The sequence below is a fragment of the Devosia enhydra genome (assembly GCF_900119845.1).
Classification (GTDB): domain Bacteria; phylum Pseudomonadota; class Alphaproteobacteria; order Rhizobiales; family Devosiaceae; genus FPKU01.
In genome coordinates, this window is record NZ_FPKU01000001.1 from 54,734 (window position 1) to 70,065 (window position 15,332).

The following is a 15,332-nucleotide window of genomic DNA, read 5'->3' on the forward strand; positions in this document are numbered from 1 at the left end:
AGTAAAGAGTGCTGGATCGGAACAATTCGAGCGGGCAGCAGGTCCCGGCCTTCCGGGGCCAGGGCGGGGCTGTTGCCGGCTACGATCCTGCACTGGACCGGCGCGGCTATGGCGAACTGCCGGTCGAGCCCGATGAGGGTTTCAACCCCCTCAAGCTGCTCCTTTACGTCGTCAAATATCGCTGGCTGATCGTCATCGCGCTGGCCATAGCCCTTGTGGTCGGCGGCGTCGTCACCCTGATGCAGACGCCCAAATACCGCGCCACCGCGCGGGTCGAGATCATGGTTCCTTCGGCCCGCGTGCTCGAGGATATGGACGTTGTCGCCCAGTCGAGCGACATGCGCACCTTCGAGACGGCGCGCGAAAAGCTCAAGAGCCGCGACCTTGCCCGCCGCGTGGTTTCGCAACTGGGCCTCGCCTCGGATGCCAGCTTCCTGTTCCCGGCGCCGGATTTCTCGGTCGGCAACATTTTTGCCCGTGTTTTCGGCAGCGCCCCGCGCGCTTCCGTCGATGATTTCGGTGCCGAACAGCGCGAGGCCATCGCCGTCGCCAATCTCCTCGCCGATCTGGATGTCGCGCTCGTGCGCGGCACGAGCCTGCTCGCCGTCTCCTTTGCTTCCACCGACCGGGAGAAGGCGGCCGCGATCGCCAATCAGGTCGTGCGGTCCTACATGGACCAGCAGGTGGATCGGACCGTCGAGACCTCGGTGCTGGCCCGCCAGTTCATCGAGGAGCAGGTGCGCGATCTCAAGCAGCGCCTCGAAAGCTCCGAGGCTGAGCTCGTCGCCTATGCCCGTTCGGTCGGCATTTCGTCCACGGGTACCGATGGCTCGCTGGTCAGCGCCAATATCCGCGAGATCAATGCCGGGCTCTCGGAGGCGATCCGCGAGAGGCTCACCAATGAGCGCATCCTTGCCCAGGCGGAATCGGGGGGCGCAGGCGCCCTGACGCAGGTGGTCGAGAGCGAGACCATCCAGTCGCTCCAGACCCGCAAGGCCGGTCTGCAGGCCGAGTACCAGCAGAACCTGACGATCTATAAGCCCGATTTCCCGCAGATGCGCACCATGTCCGCGCAGATCGCGGAGATCGACCGGCAGATCCAGGTCGCCATGGCCGCCATCGTCGCGGGAATCCGACTCAATTACGAAGGCTCCGTCCGCGCCGAGTCCGACCTTCGCGCCAAGCTCGCCGAACTCGAGCAGGCCCAGGCGGATTTCCAGGACAAGAACATCCAGTACACCATCCTCCAGCGCGAGGTGGAATCGAACCGGACGCAGTATCAGGCGCTGATCGGCAAGCTCAACGAGTTGACGGTGGTCTCGGAGTTGCGCCGCGCCAATATCGAGGTGGTCGATTTCGCGGTGACCCCCGGCTCGCCCTATGCCCCGAGCATAGCGCGCAACCTCCTCATCTTCCTTGGGGTCGGGGCGGCGCTCGTAGCCGCGCTCATCTACCTGCTCGAGTTGCTCAACAACAAGTTCAACGTTCCCGATCAGATCGAGGCCGACCTGCAGCTGCCGGTTCTGGGCATCATCCCGCTGATGCCGGGCGATCTGTCGAGCGTTTTGCACGATACGCGCTCGCCGATATCGGAGGCCTATCGATCGCTGCGCACCTCATTGCAGTTTGCCGGCACGGATGGCGCGCCCAAGACGCTTCTGGTCACGAGCGCCGAGCCGGGCGAATCCAAATCCACATCGGCGGTCAAGCTGGCTGAGGAATTTGCCGCGATCGGCGTGCGTGTCCTCATCATCGATGCCGACCTCCGCCGGCCGACGCTGCACCGCCAGTTCAAGATCAACAATACCACCGGGCTCACCAACCTTTTGACCAATACCGTGGCGCAGGAGGACAGCAATGCCATCTTCAAGCCCACGGAGGTCGAGAACGTTACGCTCCTGCCCTCCGGACCGATGGTGCCCAACCCGGCCGATCTGCTCTCTTCCCACCGCATGGGCGCGATCATCCATGCCTGTGCCAAGGCCTATGACATGGTGATCATCGATGGTCCGCCTGTCCTCGGGCTCTCAGATGCGCTGATCCTCTCCCGCCTCTCGGAAGCCACGCTGCTCGTGGTTTCCGCCCATCAAGTGCCGCGAAAGGCCGCGCAGTCGGCCTTAAAGCGCCTGCGCTCGGCGGGCGGTCATATCATCGGTGCAACCCTCAACAAGCTTGACGTCAAGCGCGTCGAGTACAGCTATGCCTACAGGAACATGTACAGTTCCTATTACGGCTATGGCGGCGAACAGCCCAAGCTGGAGAACAAGGAAAGCCAGGAGGACAATGCTCTCGCCGCTCGCATTACCCGTCAGGCTGAGCGTGTTCTTGGTCGCCTGCGCGCTTATCGTCCCAAATGGCGTTAGCCAGCTGCTGCAACCGGACAATCCGGCTGCCGCGCTCACGGTAAATCCCTTCAATGCCGATGCCGGCATCGCCGCTATTGCCCGCGCGCTCGCCGCGTCAGAGCTTGCGCCGGGTTCGCTGGAGGCGCTGCGCGGCACTGCTGAGCGGACGCTAGCCGCTGCGCCCGGCGATGCTCGCGCGATGAGTGCGCTCGGCGCCGTTCTCGAGCGCGAGGGCGATCGGGACGGAGGCTATGCCCTTTTTGAACAGGCACGCGCCATCTCGGCTACCGAGATCCATGCCATCCTGCGGCTGCTCGATCGCAGCCTCGCGGCGGGGGAGCATGCCGAGGTGCTCGATCTCATCGATGTCGCGCTTCGTCGCTGGCCGTCCTACTGGCCGCAACTGGCCGAAGTCCTCACCTACATGGCTGGCACGCCGGATGGCCGCAGCGAGCTGGCCGACCGCCTGGGGCAACGGCCGCCCTGGCGATCCTCGGCCCTGCGGCATCTGCTACGAACCGAGGCGGGGTTGCCCATGGTCTCCGCCCTCGTCGGCGCGGAACTGGCCGCAGGGGCGCCTGCGGATGCAGGAGACGTCAATGCGGTGATCGCCGCGCTCGTGGGGCGGGGCGCCGTCGCTTCCGCCTACCAGCTCTTCATGGCCTCGCTCTCTCCTGAGGAGCGGAGCGTTGCCGGCTATGTTTTCGATCCCGGGTTCACCCAGCCGGCCGGCCGGTATCATTTCGGCTGGAGCTTTCGCCAGGGCACCGGTGCTGAGATGCGCCTCGGGATCGACGCTCCGGGCTCGGGGGGGCTCCTCGTGCGCTTTCTCGACAGTCCCGCTCGGCTCGGTGGCGTGGCGCAGCTGCTGCGGCTGCCGACCGGTCGATACAGCCTCGCCATGGAGGCTGATGCCAGCCAGTTGCAGGCCCCTCGCGGCCTCTATTGGCGGCTTGCCTGCGTAGGCGGCCGGCAGGGGGAGCTTGTTCGGCTGGCCGCCGAAACCGGCAGCTATGCCGCTCGGGCGAGCGAGGTGACATTCGAGGTGCCGGCCACCGATTGCGCCCTGCAGCGGCTCAGCCTTGAAACCGGCGTCGAGACCGACAGCTGGCGCGACCGCTATTCCGGCAGCTTCTCCGTGAGGTCCGTCAGTGTCACGCGCCTCTGATCCCCCCAGCGCCGTGGTGCCGTGGAGCGCGGTTCTCTATTGCGGGCTGGTGATAGCCTTGGCGCTGGTGCTGGGCGGCGGCACTGCGAAGGGCCTCTGGAGCGCCTTCGTCATCCAGCTTGCGGTCTTGCCGCTGATTCTCGTCACCGACTTCCAGGCTGCGATCCGCCATCTGGGCCGGCTGGGCACTGCCGTGCTGGTGGGCACCATCCTCATCTTCGCGCTTCAGCTTCTGCCCCTCGGTCTCGTCGATCATCCTTCCGTCCCCGAGGCGGGGTCTCTCACCCTCGGCATGGGTCGAACCCTCGATAGTCTCGCCTTCATGCTCGCCGCTTTCACCATGCTTGTGTTCGCAACCGGGCTCTCGGAAAACGACCACAATCGGCTGCTGCGCTTCTTCTTTCTCGGGCTGGTCGTCAACATGGCGGTAGCGCTGGTGCAGTTCGCCGCCACGCGCCAGGTCGTGATCGGGCTGCTGCCCTACGAACCGGTCGCAGGTTTCTTCGCCAACCCGAACCATTTCTCGTCGCTGCTCTTTGTGGCCATTCCGTTCGTTGTCTATCAGGCGGTATCGATGCAGCGCGCCTGGGTCGCTGTCCCGGTCGTTGCCTTCGTCATCTTCATCCAGTTCGCGGCCGGCTCGGTGGCGGGCATCTTCATCGCGCTGGGCTGTACGCTGCTCTCCTTTGCCGTGCTCGCACCGATGAAAGGGGTGGCTCGAGCCGTTCTCGGGGCGGCGGTTCTGCTCGGGAGCGCAGTGCTGCTGCTCAACCCCGGCAATGTCCTGGGTCTGCGTCCGGACAGTGCGCTTGATCGTCCGGCGATCTTCGCCACTGCCTTCGAGGCCGCTCTCGCCAGCCTGCCCTGGGGTTCCGGGTTCGGCACCTTCACCCTGGCCTATCCGAGGGTACAGTCGGCAGACGAGTTCTTTTCCGAAGTCGTCAATCACGCCCATAATGACTTTCTCGAGCTGTTCATCGAGGGCGGCATTCCAGCGCTGCTGTTGATGCTGGCCTATGTCACGCTTCTGGCCTGGCGCGTTCTTTTGAGACCGTGCCTGCCCATCCAGCGCGCCGCCGCCCTCGCCGTCCTGTTCGTGCTCGTGCACACCCTCGTGGATTACCCCCTGCGCACCATGGGTCTTGCCATGGTGTTTGCATGGCTCAACGCCATCATACTGTCGCGTATGGACGCGATGGTGCCGACTGTGGCGATAATGGCAGACGGCGACGCTGCCCAGCAACCGCGACAGGGCGATGAGCGTGTGCGCGCGCTCGTGAGAGTCAATTAACGGGTTGACTGGTGCAGAATACACGGCATTGTGCTGCCCTGACGGGCGATGTCCACCGTTCTGCTTAAATATTAGGCGGACCGGTTGCGCCGCTCGTCAAGGGGCTGGGGTCATATATGGCTGAACTCTCGGGATACGGCGCGGCCGACCTCCCGCCGAAACCTGCTGGCGCAGCGCAATTGTTGCGGCTCCGCTATCAGTTTCTGGGCGCGGTCGTGCTGGCGGTCATCGTGCCCGTGGCACTGCGCTGGGGCTTCTATTTCCCCGGCTGGCTGCAGGATGTGCAGGTCAACACCGCCGCCGGCTCGGCTCTGGCCATCCTTTTCGGCATCATCATCATGCACCAGATGGAGCCGCTGCCCGGCGTCCGGCGCGCTTCCTATATCGTGCCGGCGATGATGTTCGCCTTCGGGGTCGTGCTGCTCATCTTCTTTTTCGCGCGCATCGACTACAACCGCTTCCTGTTCCCCGTCAGCCTGGGGATCGCCATCGTCTGGCTTTACCTGCTGCAGGTGGCCTTCGGGCATCTGGCGAGGCCGCGCCTGCTCATCGTCCCCGGCGGTGATGGAGCGACACTTCTCGATGTTCGGGGGGTCGACTGGGCCATGCTGAGCGAACCCCGACTGAGTGGGCTGCGCTGCGATGGTATCGTTGCCGATCTGCGCGCCGATCTGCCGGAGGACTGGACCCGATTCGTTGCCGATGCCGTACTCCAGGGTGTGCCGGTCTACCACGTGCGCCAGGTGCAGGAATCGCTCACCGGTCGTGTCGAGATCGCCCATCTGTCTGAAAACACTCTGGGTTCGCTCAATCCTGCGTCCATCTACATGCAGTCCAAGCAGCTGGCCGACTGGCTTTCCGCGTTGGTTCTCCTGCCGTTGCTCCTGCCGCTCTGCGCGCTCCTTGCCATCGCGATCAAGCTCGACAGCAAGGGCCCGATCCTGTTCACCCAGAAGCGGATCGGCTTCCGTGGCGAAGTCTTCACCTGCTACAAATTCCGCACCATGCGCATGGACGATGCCGCCCCGGTGGCCGGCAAGGCTGCTGCCGAACGGGCCATGACGCGTGACAATGATCCGCGCATCACCCGTATCGGTCGCTGGCTGCGACCCTGCCGGATCGATGAATTGCCCCAGGTGATCAACATTCTCCGTGGGGAAATGAGCTGGGTTGGCCCGCGCCCGGAAGCGGTGCCGCTGTCTGAGCTTTATGCGCGCAAGCTGCCATTTTACCAGTATAGGCACATCGTGCCTCCTGGTATAACCGGATGGGTCCAAGTCAATCAGGGGCATGTCGTGGCAGTTGACCAGGTCCAGGAAAAGCTGCATTACGATTTCTATTACATCAAGAACTTCTCGTTCTGGCTCGATATGCTGATCCTGTTCCGTACCATCGGTACCGTCATCACCGGCTTCGGTGCGCGTTGAACCAGACGGCTCAACAGAGCTGACGGCCGGCAAGCCCGGTTGGCACGTCGCGCGGGGGTTGAGGCCCGCAAGTCAAGAGAGGGTCCGACGAAAGGACCCCGTATCGAGTTCGGAGGCAAAACCGATGGATATCAGCCAGGCACCGCTTGCTGGGGTGTTCGTCATCAAGCCGCAGCGGTTTGAGGACGAGCGCGGGTATTTCAGCGAGGTCTGGAACCGCCATCGGTTCGAAGAGGCCGGCCTCTCCATCGACTTCGTCCAGGATAACCAGTCGCTGTCGCGCCGGTCCGGAACCGTGCGCGGCCTGCATTATCAATTGCGCCCGCACGCACAGGACAAGCTGGTTCGGGTCGTCCACGGGCGCATCCTCGATGTCGCTGTCGACCTGCGCCGGGACAGTCCGACGTTCGGGCGCTGGTTTGCAATCGAGTTGTCCGCCGACAATCAATTGCAGCTGCTGGTGCCCAAAGGCTTTGCCCATGGCTTTGTGACGCGCGAACCCGATACACAGGTGGCCTATAAATGTTCTCATACTTATGCCCCGGCATCTGATCGTGCGATACGCTATGACGATCCGGCCATCGGCATCGATTGGGGGCTCGGGGCAGGCGAGGCCATTCTGAGCCCCAAGGACGCCGCCGCCCCGCTACTGGCCGATGTCGGCGAGCTGTTTTGACAGGGACGAGACGATGAAGCTGATCGTGACGGGAGGCGCGGGATTCATAGGCTCGGCGGTGGTGCGCCAGGCCATCCGTGCCGGGCATTCTGTGGTCAATCTCGATGCGCTCACCTATGCCGCCTGCCTCGACAACGTCGCTGCGGTGGAAGGATCGCCCCTTTATGCCTTCGCGCAGGTCGATATCCGCGACGCCGGTGAGCTCGAGGCCGTCTTTGCGGAGCATCGCCCCGATGCGGTGATGCATCTGGCGGCGGAAAGCCATGTCGACCGGTCGATCGATGGTCCCGGACGGTTCATCGAAACCAATGTCAACGGCACCTTCAATCTGCTTGAGGCATCGCGTCGCTCGTGGCAGTCGCAGGGAAAGCCTGCGGGCTTCCGCTTTCTCCACGTGTCGACGGACGAAGTCTATGGTTCGCTCGGGCCCGAGGGGCGCTTTACCGAGGCGACGCCTTATTCGCCCAACAGCCCCTATTCGGCCTCCAAGGCCGCTTCGGACCACCTCGTCCGCGCTTGGCATGAAACCTATGGGTTGCCGACGCTGGTGACCAATTGCTCCAATAATTACGGCCCCTTCCATTTTCCCGAAAAGCTCATTCCCGTCGTCATTCTCAAGGCGTTGGCGGGCCAGCCGATCCCGATCTATGGCCGGGGTGAGAATGTGCGTGATTGGCTTTTCGTCGAAGATCATGCCGATGCCCTGTTGACGGTGCTCGGCAAGGGCGAGCCCGGACGCTCCTACGCCATCGGCGGGGAGAACGAGTGCAGCAATCTCGAACTGGTCGAACGCATCTGCGCCATTCTCGACGAGGCGGTGCCCGATGCGGCCCCTCATGCCCGCCTCATTACCTTCGTGGCCGATCGGCCGGGTCATGACCTGCGTTATGCCATTGATCCGACACGCATTCGCACCGAATTGGGCTGGGCTCCGCGCCACGGTCTCGAAGAGGGGCTGAGGGCGACCGTCGCCTGGTACCTCGATAACCGCGACTGGTGGCAGGGCCTGTTGTCGCGCCAAGGGGTCGGCCAGAGGCTTGGGATTTCGGGATGAAGGTGCTTGTCTTCGGACGTAGCGGGCAATTGGCCAGCAGCCTGCTCGCGAACGCGTCGTCCTGGGACGTGACTGCCCTCGGGCGGGACGAAGCGGATCTGCTCGATCCTCGGCGTGCCGGTTTAGAGATTGCGCAGAGGCGCCCGGATCTGGTCGTAAACGCGGCGGCCTATACGGCAGTCGATCTCGCCGAGCGCGAACCGGATCTCGCCTTGCAGATGAACGCTGAGGCGCCAAGGTGTCTTGCCGAGGCGGCGGCGGCGGTCGACATTCCATTCGTGCATGTGTCCACAGACTATGTCTTTGATGGCGCAGGACAATTGGCTCATCGGCCGACAGACCCCACGGCGCCCCTCAATGTCTATGGCCGTACCAAGCGTGAGGGCGAACTGGCCGTCGCAGCTGCGGGAGGACGGTTCTCCATTCTGCGGACGTCATGGGTCTTTTCTACGTACGGGCATAATTTCGTCAAGACGATGCTGCGGCTCGGCAAAGATCGGGCCGAGATCAAGGTGGTTTCCGACCAGGTGGGCGGCCCCACCGAGGCTTCCGACCTGGCTGCCGCGGTGCTTGCGGTGGGCGCTCGCCTGCGGGACGGGGCCCCCTCGGGCATTCACCATTTCGCCGGCGCGCCGGATGTCAGCTGGGCTGATTTCGCGCGGGCCGTGTTTCGCGAAGCGGGGCTCGCAACGCGCGTCGTGGACCAGTCGGCGGCGGAGTATCCTACGGTGGCGCGGCGGCCGTTGAACAGTCGGCTCGACTGTTCGAGCCTGCTGGACGTTTATGGGATCGGACGGCCGGATTGGCACGAGGGGCTGCGGCGGGTCGTTGCGCAGTTGGGAGAAAACGGATGACGGGGCAAAGGGTTAGTCCGAGCGAGGGTACGATCGGGCGCAAGGGGATCGTGCTGGCGGGCGGAACGGGCTCGCGGCTGCACCCGATCACGCTTTCTACTTCGAAACAACTGCTGCCAATATACGACAAGCCGATGATATACTATCCGATCAGCGTGCTGATGCTCGCCGGCGTACGGGAGGTCGCGATCATCACGACGCCGGAGGACCAGGCACAGTTTCGGCGCCTGCTCGGCGATGGCAGCCAGTGGGGCATGGCCTTCACCTACATCATCCAGGAGAGGCCCGAAGGACTGTCGCAGGCCTATATCCTCGCAGAGGATTTCCTGGCCGGATCGCCATCGACCATGGTGCTGGGCGACAACATCTTTTTCGGCCACGGCCTGCCGGAACTGCTCGCCCGTGCCGATGCCAACGGCCTTGCCGCCACGGTCTTCGGCTACAAGGTGGCCGACCCAGAGCGCTATGGCGTGGTGGATTTCGACGCGGAGGGAAAAGTCCGCGCGCTGGTGGAAAAGCCCAGCATTCCGCCCAGTTCCTATGCCGTCACGGGACTGTATTTTCTCGATGGCACGGCGCCTCGGCGGGCGCGGTCGTTGAAGCCCTCGGCACGCGGGGAGCTGGAAATCACCGACCTTCTCGAAACCTATCTGCGGGAAGACAATCTCTTTGTCGAGCAAATGGGCCGCGGATTTGCCTGGCTGGACACCGGCACTTATGCCAGCCTGCTCGATGCAGGCAATTTCGTGCGCACGCTGTCGCAACGCCAAGGCATGCAGACCGGCTGCCCGGAGGAGATCGCCTTCAACAAGGGGTGGATCGACGCGAATGCGCTGCGCGTGCAGGCCGCCCGGTTCGGCAAGAGCGATTATGGACGGTATCTTCTTGATCTGGTTGATTGATCGCTGCCCATTCGGTCGGTGCCCCATGGCGTGGGCGGCCTGACCGGTGCTGCCCTATTGGCTCCTGTTCCTGATCCCAGCCTATGCCGCGCTGCGCGAAAGGCCCGGCCAGCACTGGCACCTTCGCAGGCAGCCGCTGTTGCTGGGCGCGGTGGCACTGCTGGGCCTGATGATCGGGTTCCGCTATCAGGTCGGCGGAGACTGGGGCAGCTATATCGCCTATCTCTACAGCGCCCAGTTCATGGGGTTCCTTGATGCGCTCATGGCCCGGGACCCGGGTTACATCCTGCTGAACTGGCTGGCATCGAACAGCATTAACGAGATCTGGCTCGTCAACCTGGCCTGCGGCCTGATCTTTTCGATCGGCCTCGTATCCTTCGCCCGGACACAGCCGCGCCCCTGGTTGGTGATCGCCGTGGCCGTGCCCTATCTTGTCATCGTGGTGGCCATGGGCTATAGCCGGCAGGGTGTCGCGATCGGGCTGACGATGCTCGGGATCGTCGCGCTGGTCCGCGATCGCTCGACGCTCAAATTCATTCTGTGGATCGCTTTCGCGGCAAGCTTCCATCGCAGTGCGGTAATGCTCGTGCCGATCGCGGCCCTATCCATGGGTCGTGGTAGGTATTGGGCAGCCATTTGGGTCGGTATTGCGACAATTGTGCTCTATTTTCTGTTTCTCGATGACAGCGTCGATTCACTTGTGTCCGGCTATATTGAGGCGGAGTATCAGTCGCAGGGCGCCGCTATTCGAATTGCGATGAATGCACTGCCCTCTGCCATGCTGTTGATCTTCCGCAAGCGTTTTCCCTTCCTGCCGGGGGAGTGGTTGCTCTGGCGGAATATGGGTCTGCTTTCGCTGTTCTTCGTTGTGCTGCTAATAGTATCGCCATCGTCGACGGCGGTTGATCGCGTGGCGCTTTATCTCATTCCGGTGCAACTGTTTGTGTTGTCACGACTGCCCGATGCGTTTCCGTCACGGCGGGCGGGCGTTGATCCGATGGTGTTAATGGTTGTGCTCTACTCGGCGGCCGTACAGTTCATCTGGCTCAATTTTGCCGGACACTCGAGTGCCTGGGTGCCGTATCAGCTCTATCCACTGGTGTAGGAGCAGAAGGACTTGGTGCAACCGTATGATCAAAAGGACGCTCAGCCGGCTCTAAAGGTGGTAGGTCAACGTCCCGTGCGCGTGATCATCTCGGCCAACACGTCGTGGAACCTCGTCAATTTCCGGTCATCGCTGATCCGTGTTCTGATTGCGCGTGGCTATGAGGTGATCGCGGTGGCGCCGCGTGACAAGTATTCGGACGCCTTGGTGGCGCTGGGGTGCAGATATATTTCGGTCGAAATGGACAATAAGGGTACCAACCCTGTCCGTGACCTCGCGTTGACGGCTCAGTATCTGCGCATCATGCGGCGGGAGCGGCCCGACCTGTATCTCGGTTGGACGATAAAGCCGAATATTTATGGATCTCTATCAGCGCGAGCAGTTGGCGCAGCATCGATAAACAACATATCGGGCCTTGGTACCGCCTTCCTCCATGGGGGGATGATCCAGGCGTTGGTGAAGGCGCTCTATAAAATAGGGCTGATTAAATCGGAGCGCATACTATTTCAGAACGACGAAGACAGAAGCATATTTGTTGCGGACGAAATTGTGGAGGCGGGCAGATCGATAACAATACCGGGGTCCGGTATCAATCTCGATCACTACGAGCCACAGTCCCTCGGCGCGCGTTCGGGCCAAGGCGGGCCGGTTTTCCTGCTGATCGCGCGCATGCTCCGCGACAAGGGGGTGGAGGAATTTGTCGAGGCGGCACGGCAAGTAAGGGCGGTAATGCCCGCTGCCCGGTTTCAGCTTCTGGGGTTTCTCGATGTGGAGAATCGCACCGCCATAGCCCGTTCGACGGTGGAGCAATGGGTTGCCGAGGGGGTGGTTGAATATCTCGGCGTGACTGACGATGTGCGGCCCTTTATTGCCGCATCCGATTGCGTTGTTTTGCCCTCTTACCGCGAGGGGACGCCCCGGACGTTGCTGGAAGCGATGGCAATGGGCCGACCGCTGGTGGCTACCGATGTGCCGGGCTGTCGCGAGACGGTGGATGATGGCGTAAATGGCTGGCTGTGCAGGGTAAAAGACGCGGCTGACCTCGCGGAAAAGATGCTGCGGATGGCCCGGGCATCGCCCGAGTCGCGGGCGGAGATGGGGCGGCAGAGCCGGCTCAAGGCCGAGCGGGAATTCGACGAGCGCATTGTGATCGATGCCTATCTTAAAGCAATAGACGAGGCGATGGCAAAGAAGGGAAATAAAGCGACGGGCGTGCCTGATGTGGCATGAACTAAAAGAGCCGATCGTTCGGCTGCTCGACCAATCTCGCGATGCACTGCACATCCATTTCGGCCTGATCATATTTATCGCTATACTGGTAGCTTTGCGACGGCACCCGAAGGCGGCGCTCATCGCCTGGTTCGGCGTGCTTGCAGCGCAGGTGGGGAACGAAGCACTTGACCTGCATGACTGGTTTTTCTGGACGCGTGGCTGGAACTGGCGCGATGCATTGCGCGACAGCCTGTTGACACTGATCTGGCCCACCGTGTTGCTGGTGCTCATTACTGTGGAGAAGCGCCGCAGGCGCGGGGATTGATGTCGATGAAATTCCGTGCGGATGGGGTGGGGCGCACGCATGGATAACGTGATTTTCGTCGTTTCCCGAGTGGCGGGCACATTTCTCAAGGTCGAGACGTTGCTGCTGCTGCTGATTGTGCTGGCGGCTATACTTGCGTTTACCGGGCGGCGACGCGCAGCCGGATGGCTGGCCGGCATGAGTGCTGTGCTGCTGCTTGTGCTGGGCATGCTGCCGATTGGCGATCTGCTGATGCGCCCGCTCGAAGCCCGCTACCCCGCTCAGCCGGTGCTCGACCGGGTCGATGGCATCGTCGTTCTAGGCGGTGGAGAGGATCTGACGGCAACCCGCTTCTGGGGCGTGCCCTCCCTCGGCGAAGCGGCCGACCGGCATGTGGCCGCTGCGACGATTGCCCTGCGTTATCCCGAGGCGCGGATCATCTTCAGTGGCGGCTCGAACCGGCTTCGTGACCTTGGCGGCGCGGAGGTGACCGAGGGTGCGATCGCACGGGCGACGCTGACGGGGCTGGGCGTGGCGCCCGAGCGGCTGGCGGTGGACGAGACGGCGCGCAACACCACCGAGAATGCGCGCTCGGCCCTTGCGCTGGCCGCGCCCGCGGAGGGAGAGGTGTGGCTGCTGGTGACGAGCGCCTTCCACATGCCGCGCGCCATGCAGAGCTTTGCCGCCGCCGGCTGGCAGGGGATCGTCGCCTATCCGGTCGATTTCCGCTCTTCCAGCTTTGTCGATGGCATCGACTGGCGACTGGCGCGCAACCTCATGCTCATCAACTCCGCTCTGCGCGAGTGGATCGGGCAGCTAGCCTATGCGGTGACGGGGCGCTGAGGAGCTGTCGTCCCTCCGGGCGCTCTGCTATTCGGCCGCCTCGCGCGTGACATCGGGGCCATTGGGATCGCCGGGCAGGGTTTCGACCTGCAGATCGGGGAAGGCGACGATGCGCTGGCCGTGGAAATCGGTGCGCACCACGATGAGCCCGCGCTCTTCGAAATAGCTCAGCAGCCGCCGCGCCCGGGAGGCCGAATGCGTGCCGTAGATGCGCGCAAGAGTGGCATCGGCCGGGCAGGGCAGTCCGCTGACGGCGGCCTGGGCGAGGATGAGGAACACCGATTGCACATCATCGGTGAGCCGTTGCGAGAGCGCCAGGGCTTCGGCCCAGAGCGGGCCCTGGGCGATCTCGTCATCGACTTCGGCGCGGGCGATGGCGAGCCGGCGGCGGAACGCCGGCAGCGCAAGGGGCTCGCCTGGCACGCGATGGATGCGGCAGCGCACGAGGAAATCCTGATAGAGCACGGCAACCGAGCGGAAGCCGGCATCGGGATCATCGAGCAGCTCGCGCATGACCTTGTCGAGCATGGCATCGCGCTCGGCCGCATCGATCTCGGGAAAGAGGGTCTGTGGCGCCTCGATCTCGGGGGGGCGGGCGCGGCTCAATTGCGCGAGGATATCGGCGGTGGGCGTGACCACCGGCTGGGGCGGCGGGCGACGAACGGGCTGGCGGAGCTCGTCTGCGGCGGCGGTGAAGATCAGCGCCTCGACATCGACCGGCGCATCGGGCAGCGGCTTGAGCTTGGGGCTCGACGAGCGCGCCGAGGTCTCGACCGGCCCGATGGTGATGGGCAGCGGCCGGCGCGACAGGGCCGGGCCGAGGGCGACGAAATGCCCCCGTGCCAGATCGCGGAAGGTTTCGGCCTGGCGGCGATCCATGCCCAGGAGATCGGCGGCGCGGGCCATGTCGATATCGAGAAAGGTGCGGCCCATGAGGAAGTTGGAGGCCTCGGCCGCGACGTTCTTGGCCAGCTTGGCCAGCCGCTGCGTGGCGATGACCCCGGCCAGCCCGCGCTTGCGGCCGCGGCACATGAGGTTGGTCATGGCGCCGAGCGAAAGCTTGCGGGCTTCGTCGGAGACTTCACCAGCCACGGCGGGCGCGAAGAGCTGCGCCTCGTCGACCACCACCAACACCGGATACCAGTGATCACGATCGGCATCGAAGAGCCCGCCCAGAAAGGCGGCGGCGCAGCGCATCTGCTGCTCGACATCGAGGCCTTCGAGATTGAGCACCACCGAAACGCGATGCTGGCGGATGCGCCCGGCGATGCCGGTGAGCTCGGCCTCGGTGCGCTGGGCATCGACCACGACATGGCCGAACCGGTCGGCGAGGGTAACAAAATCGCCCTCGGGATCGATCACCACCTGCTGCACCCAAGGCGCGCTCTGCTCGAGCAGGCGGCGCAGGAGGTGAGATTTGCCAGACCCCGAATTGCCCTGCACCAGAAGGCGTGTGGCCAGGAGCTCCTCGAGATCGAGGGAGGCGCCCGCGCCTCCTGTGGCCGTGCCCATATCGACGGCGATGTGCATAGGCGATTCTGGTCTAGGAACGGTTCAAGCGGATGCCATAGCACGGACGGGCGCGGCTGTGGGGGCGCGGGGGTGGATTACCCACAGGTGATGGGGGGCTTGTCGGCATCGAACTCGACCGACCTCACGGTGATCAGCGCCGCAAGGCGCGTCTCGAACTGCGAGGGCGGGGCAGTGGATCAAGAGAGGGTCCTTTCTTTTGCAGGAACGACGCGGGGCTTGGGGAGGGTTGGGGCAGCCCGAACCTCGTCCTTCGAGACGCCCCTGCGGGGCTCCTCAGGATGAGGTTCTCTGCAAAACTCATAGGAGCCGAACCCCTCATCCGGTCCTTCGGACCACCTTCTTCCCTCAGGGGAGAAGGGAAGGGCGGAGCCATTCGAGCAGAAGGCAAGGGGCCTTTGCGCGCTGATCTCTCGCTCCCTCTCCCCTGAGGGGAGAGGGTTGGGGTGAGGGGGTCGGGCTCTCGGCCTAGCACATGATCTGAACCCCTCATCCGGTCCTTCGGACCACCTTCTCCCCTCAGGGGAGAAGGGAAGGGCGGAGCCCTTCGAGCAGAAGGCAAGGGGCCTTTGCGCGCTGATCTCTCGCTCCCTCTCCCCTGAGGGGAGAGGGTTGGGGTGA

At 63.6% G+C, this 15,332-nt stretch carries 13 protein-coding genes; 12 read left to right on the forward strand and 1 reads right to left on the reverse strand.

What is annotated here, in order from left to right; translation table 11 throughout:
* Positions 1-8: 8 nt before the first annotated feature.
* The 12 genes from BT183_RS00255 (at position 9) to BT183_RS00310 (ending at position 13,181) form a co-directional block, all read left to right on the forward strand.
* Positions 9-2,363: a GumC family protein gene (locus tag BT183_RS00255; protein ID WP_072338434.1), complete on the forward strand. Its 2,355-nt coding sequence runs from the start codon at positions 9-11 to the stop codon at positions 2,361-2,363.
* A complete protein-coding gene (locus BT183_RS00260) occupies positions 2,284-3,513 on the forward strand; it encodes a tetratricopeptide repeat protein (protein ID WP_143145585.1) in 1,230 nt (409 codons plus the stop codon). The genes BT183_RS00255 and BT183_RS00260 overlap by 80 nt, the downstream gene beginning before the upstream one ends.
* Positions 3,497-4,804 (forward strand): O-antigen ligase family protein, encoded by a 1,308-nt coding sequence (locus tag BT183_RS00265; RefSeq protein ID WP_143145586.1) that lies wholly within the window; start codon positions 3,497-3,499, stop codon positions 4,802-4,804. The genes BT183_RS00260 and BT183_RS00265 overlap by 17 nt, the downstream gene beginning before the upstream one ends.
* Before the next feature lie 116 nt (positions 4,805-4,920).
* The gene (locus tag BT183_RS00270) at positions 4,921-6,231 is read left to right on the forward strand and encodes a sugar transferase (RefSeq protein WP_084603144.1); all 1,311 of its coding nucleotides are present in this window, start codon (positions 4,921-4,923) and stop codon (positions 6,229-6,231) included.
* 124 nt (positions 6,232-6,355) lie between these two features.
* Positions 6,356-6,907, forward strand: coding sequence for a dTDP-4-dehydrorhamnose 3,5-epimerase (gene rfbC / locus BT183_RS00275; protein WP_072338438.1), 552 nt, complete (start codon positions 6,356-6,358; stop codon positions 6,905-6,907).
* A gap of 13 nt (positions 6,908-6,920) precedes the next feature.
* Complete coding sequence (gene rfbB / locus BT183_RS00280; protein ID WP_072338439.1) at positions 6,921-7,961, forward strand: dTDP-glucose 4,6-dehydratase; 1,041 nt, start codon at positions 6,921-6,923, stop codon at positions 7,959-7,961.
* The gene (gene rfbD / locus BT183_RS00285) at positions 7,958-8,815 is read left to right on the forward strand and encodes a dTDP-4-dehydrorhamnose reductase (RefSeq protein ID WP_072338440.1); all 858 of its coding nucleotides are present in this window, start codon (positions 7,958-7,960) and stop codon (positions 8,813-8,815) included. Before rfbB ends, rfbD begins: the two co-directional genes overlap by 4 nt.
* A complete protein-coding gene (rfbA, locus tag BT183_RS00290) occupies positions 8,812-9,717 on the forward strand; it encodes a glucose-1-phosphate thymidylyltransferase RfbA (protein WP_072338441.1) in 906 nt (301 codons plus the stop codon). Before rfbD ends, rfbA begins: the two co-directional genes overlap by 4 nt.
* A 46-nt stretch (positions 9,718-9,763) precedes the next feature.
* Complete coding sequence (locus BT183_RS00295; RefSeq protein WP_072338442.1) at positions 9,764-10,822, forward strand: EpsG family protein; 1,059 nt, start codon at positions 9,764-9,766, stop codon at positions 10,820-10,822.
* Positions 10,823-10,897: 75 nt separating this feature from the next.
* Positions 10,898-12,052, forward strand: a complete 1,155-nt coding sequence (locus BT183_RS00300) for a glycosyltransferase family 4 protein (RefSeq protein ID WP_072341278.1) — start codon at positions 10,898-10,900, stop codon at positions 12,050-12,052.
* On the forward strand, positions 12,042-12,359 hold the full coding sequence (locus BT183_RS00305; RefSeq protein WP_072338443.1) for a hypothetical protein: 318 nt from the start codon (positions 12,042-12,044) through the stop codon (positions 12,357-12,359). Before BT183_RS00300 ends, BT183_RS00305 begins: the two co-directional genes overlap by 11 nt.
* Before the next feature lie 39 nt (positions 12,360-12,398).
* Positions 12,399-13,181, forward strand: coding sequence for a YdcF family protein (locus tag BT183_RS00310; protein ID WP_072338444.1), 783 nt, complete (start codon positions 12,399-12,401; stop codon positions 13,179-13,181).
* A gap of 27 nt (positions 13,182-13,208) precedes the next feature.
* Here BT183_RS00310 and BT183_RS00315 read toward each other — a convergent pair whose 3' ends face one another.
* On the reverse strand, positions 13,209-14,711 hold the full coding sequence (locus BT183_RS00315) for a helicase HerA domain-containing protein (RefSeq protein WP_072338445.1): 1,503 nt from the start codon (positions 14,709-14,711) through the stop codon (positions 13,209-13,211).
* Between the last annotated feature and the right edge of the window lie 621 nt (positions 14,712-15,332).

What these genes read in the sequence shown, in the direction of transcription:
- BT183_RS00260 (WP_143145585.1), top strand. Translation starts at nt 2,284, where the DNA reads ATGCTCTCGCCGCTCGCATTACCCGTCAGGCTGAGCGTGTTCTTGGTC.
- BT183_RS00270 (WP_084603144.1), top strand. Translation starts at nt 4,921, where the DNA reads ATGGCTGAACTCTCGGGATACGGCGCGGCCGACCTCCCGCCGAAACCT.
- rfbC (WP_072338438.1), top strand. Translation starts at nt 6,356, where the DNA reads ATGGATATCAGCCAGGCACCGCTTGCTGGGGTGTTCGTCATCAAGCCG.
- rfbB (WP_072338439.1), top strand. Translation starts at nt 6,921, where the DNA reads ATGAAGCTGATCGTGACGGGAGGCGCGGGATTCATAGGCTCGGCGGTG.
- rfbD (WP_072338440.1), top strand. Translation starts at nt 7,958, where the DNA reads ATGAAGGTGCTTGTCTTCGGACGTAGCGGGCAATTGGCCAGCAGCCTG.
- rfbA (WP_072338441.1), top strand. Translation starts at nt 8,812, where the DNA reads ATGACGGGGCAAAGGGTTAGTCCGAGCGAGGGTACGATCGGGCGCAAG.
- BT183_RS00305 (WP_072338443.1), top strand. Translation starts at nt 12,042, where the DNA reads ATGTGGCATGAACTAAAAGAGCCGATCGTTCGGCTGCTCGACCAATCT.
- BT183_RS00310 (WP_072338444.1), top strand. Translation starts at nt 12,399, where the DNA reads ATGGATAACGTGATTTTCGTCGTTTCCCGAGTGGCGGGCACATTTCTC.
- BT183_RS00315 (WP_072338445.1), bottom strand. Translation starts at nt 14,711, where the DNA reads ATGCACATCGCCGTCGATATGGGCACGGCCACAGGAGGCGCGGGCGCC.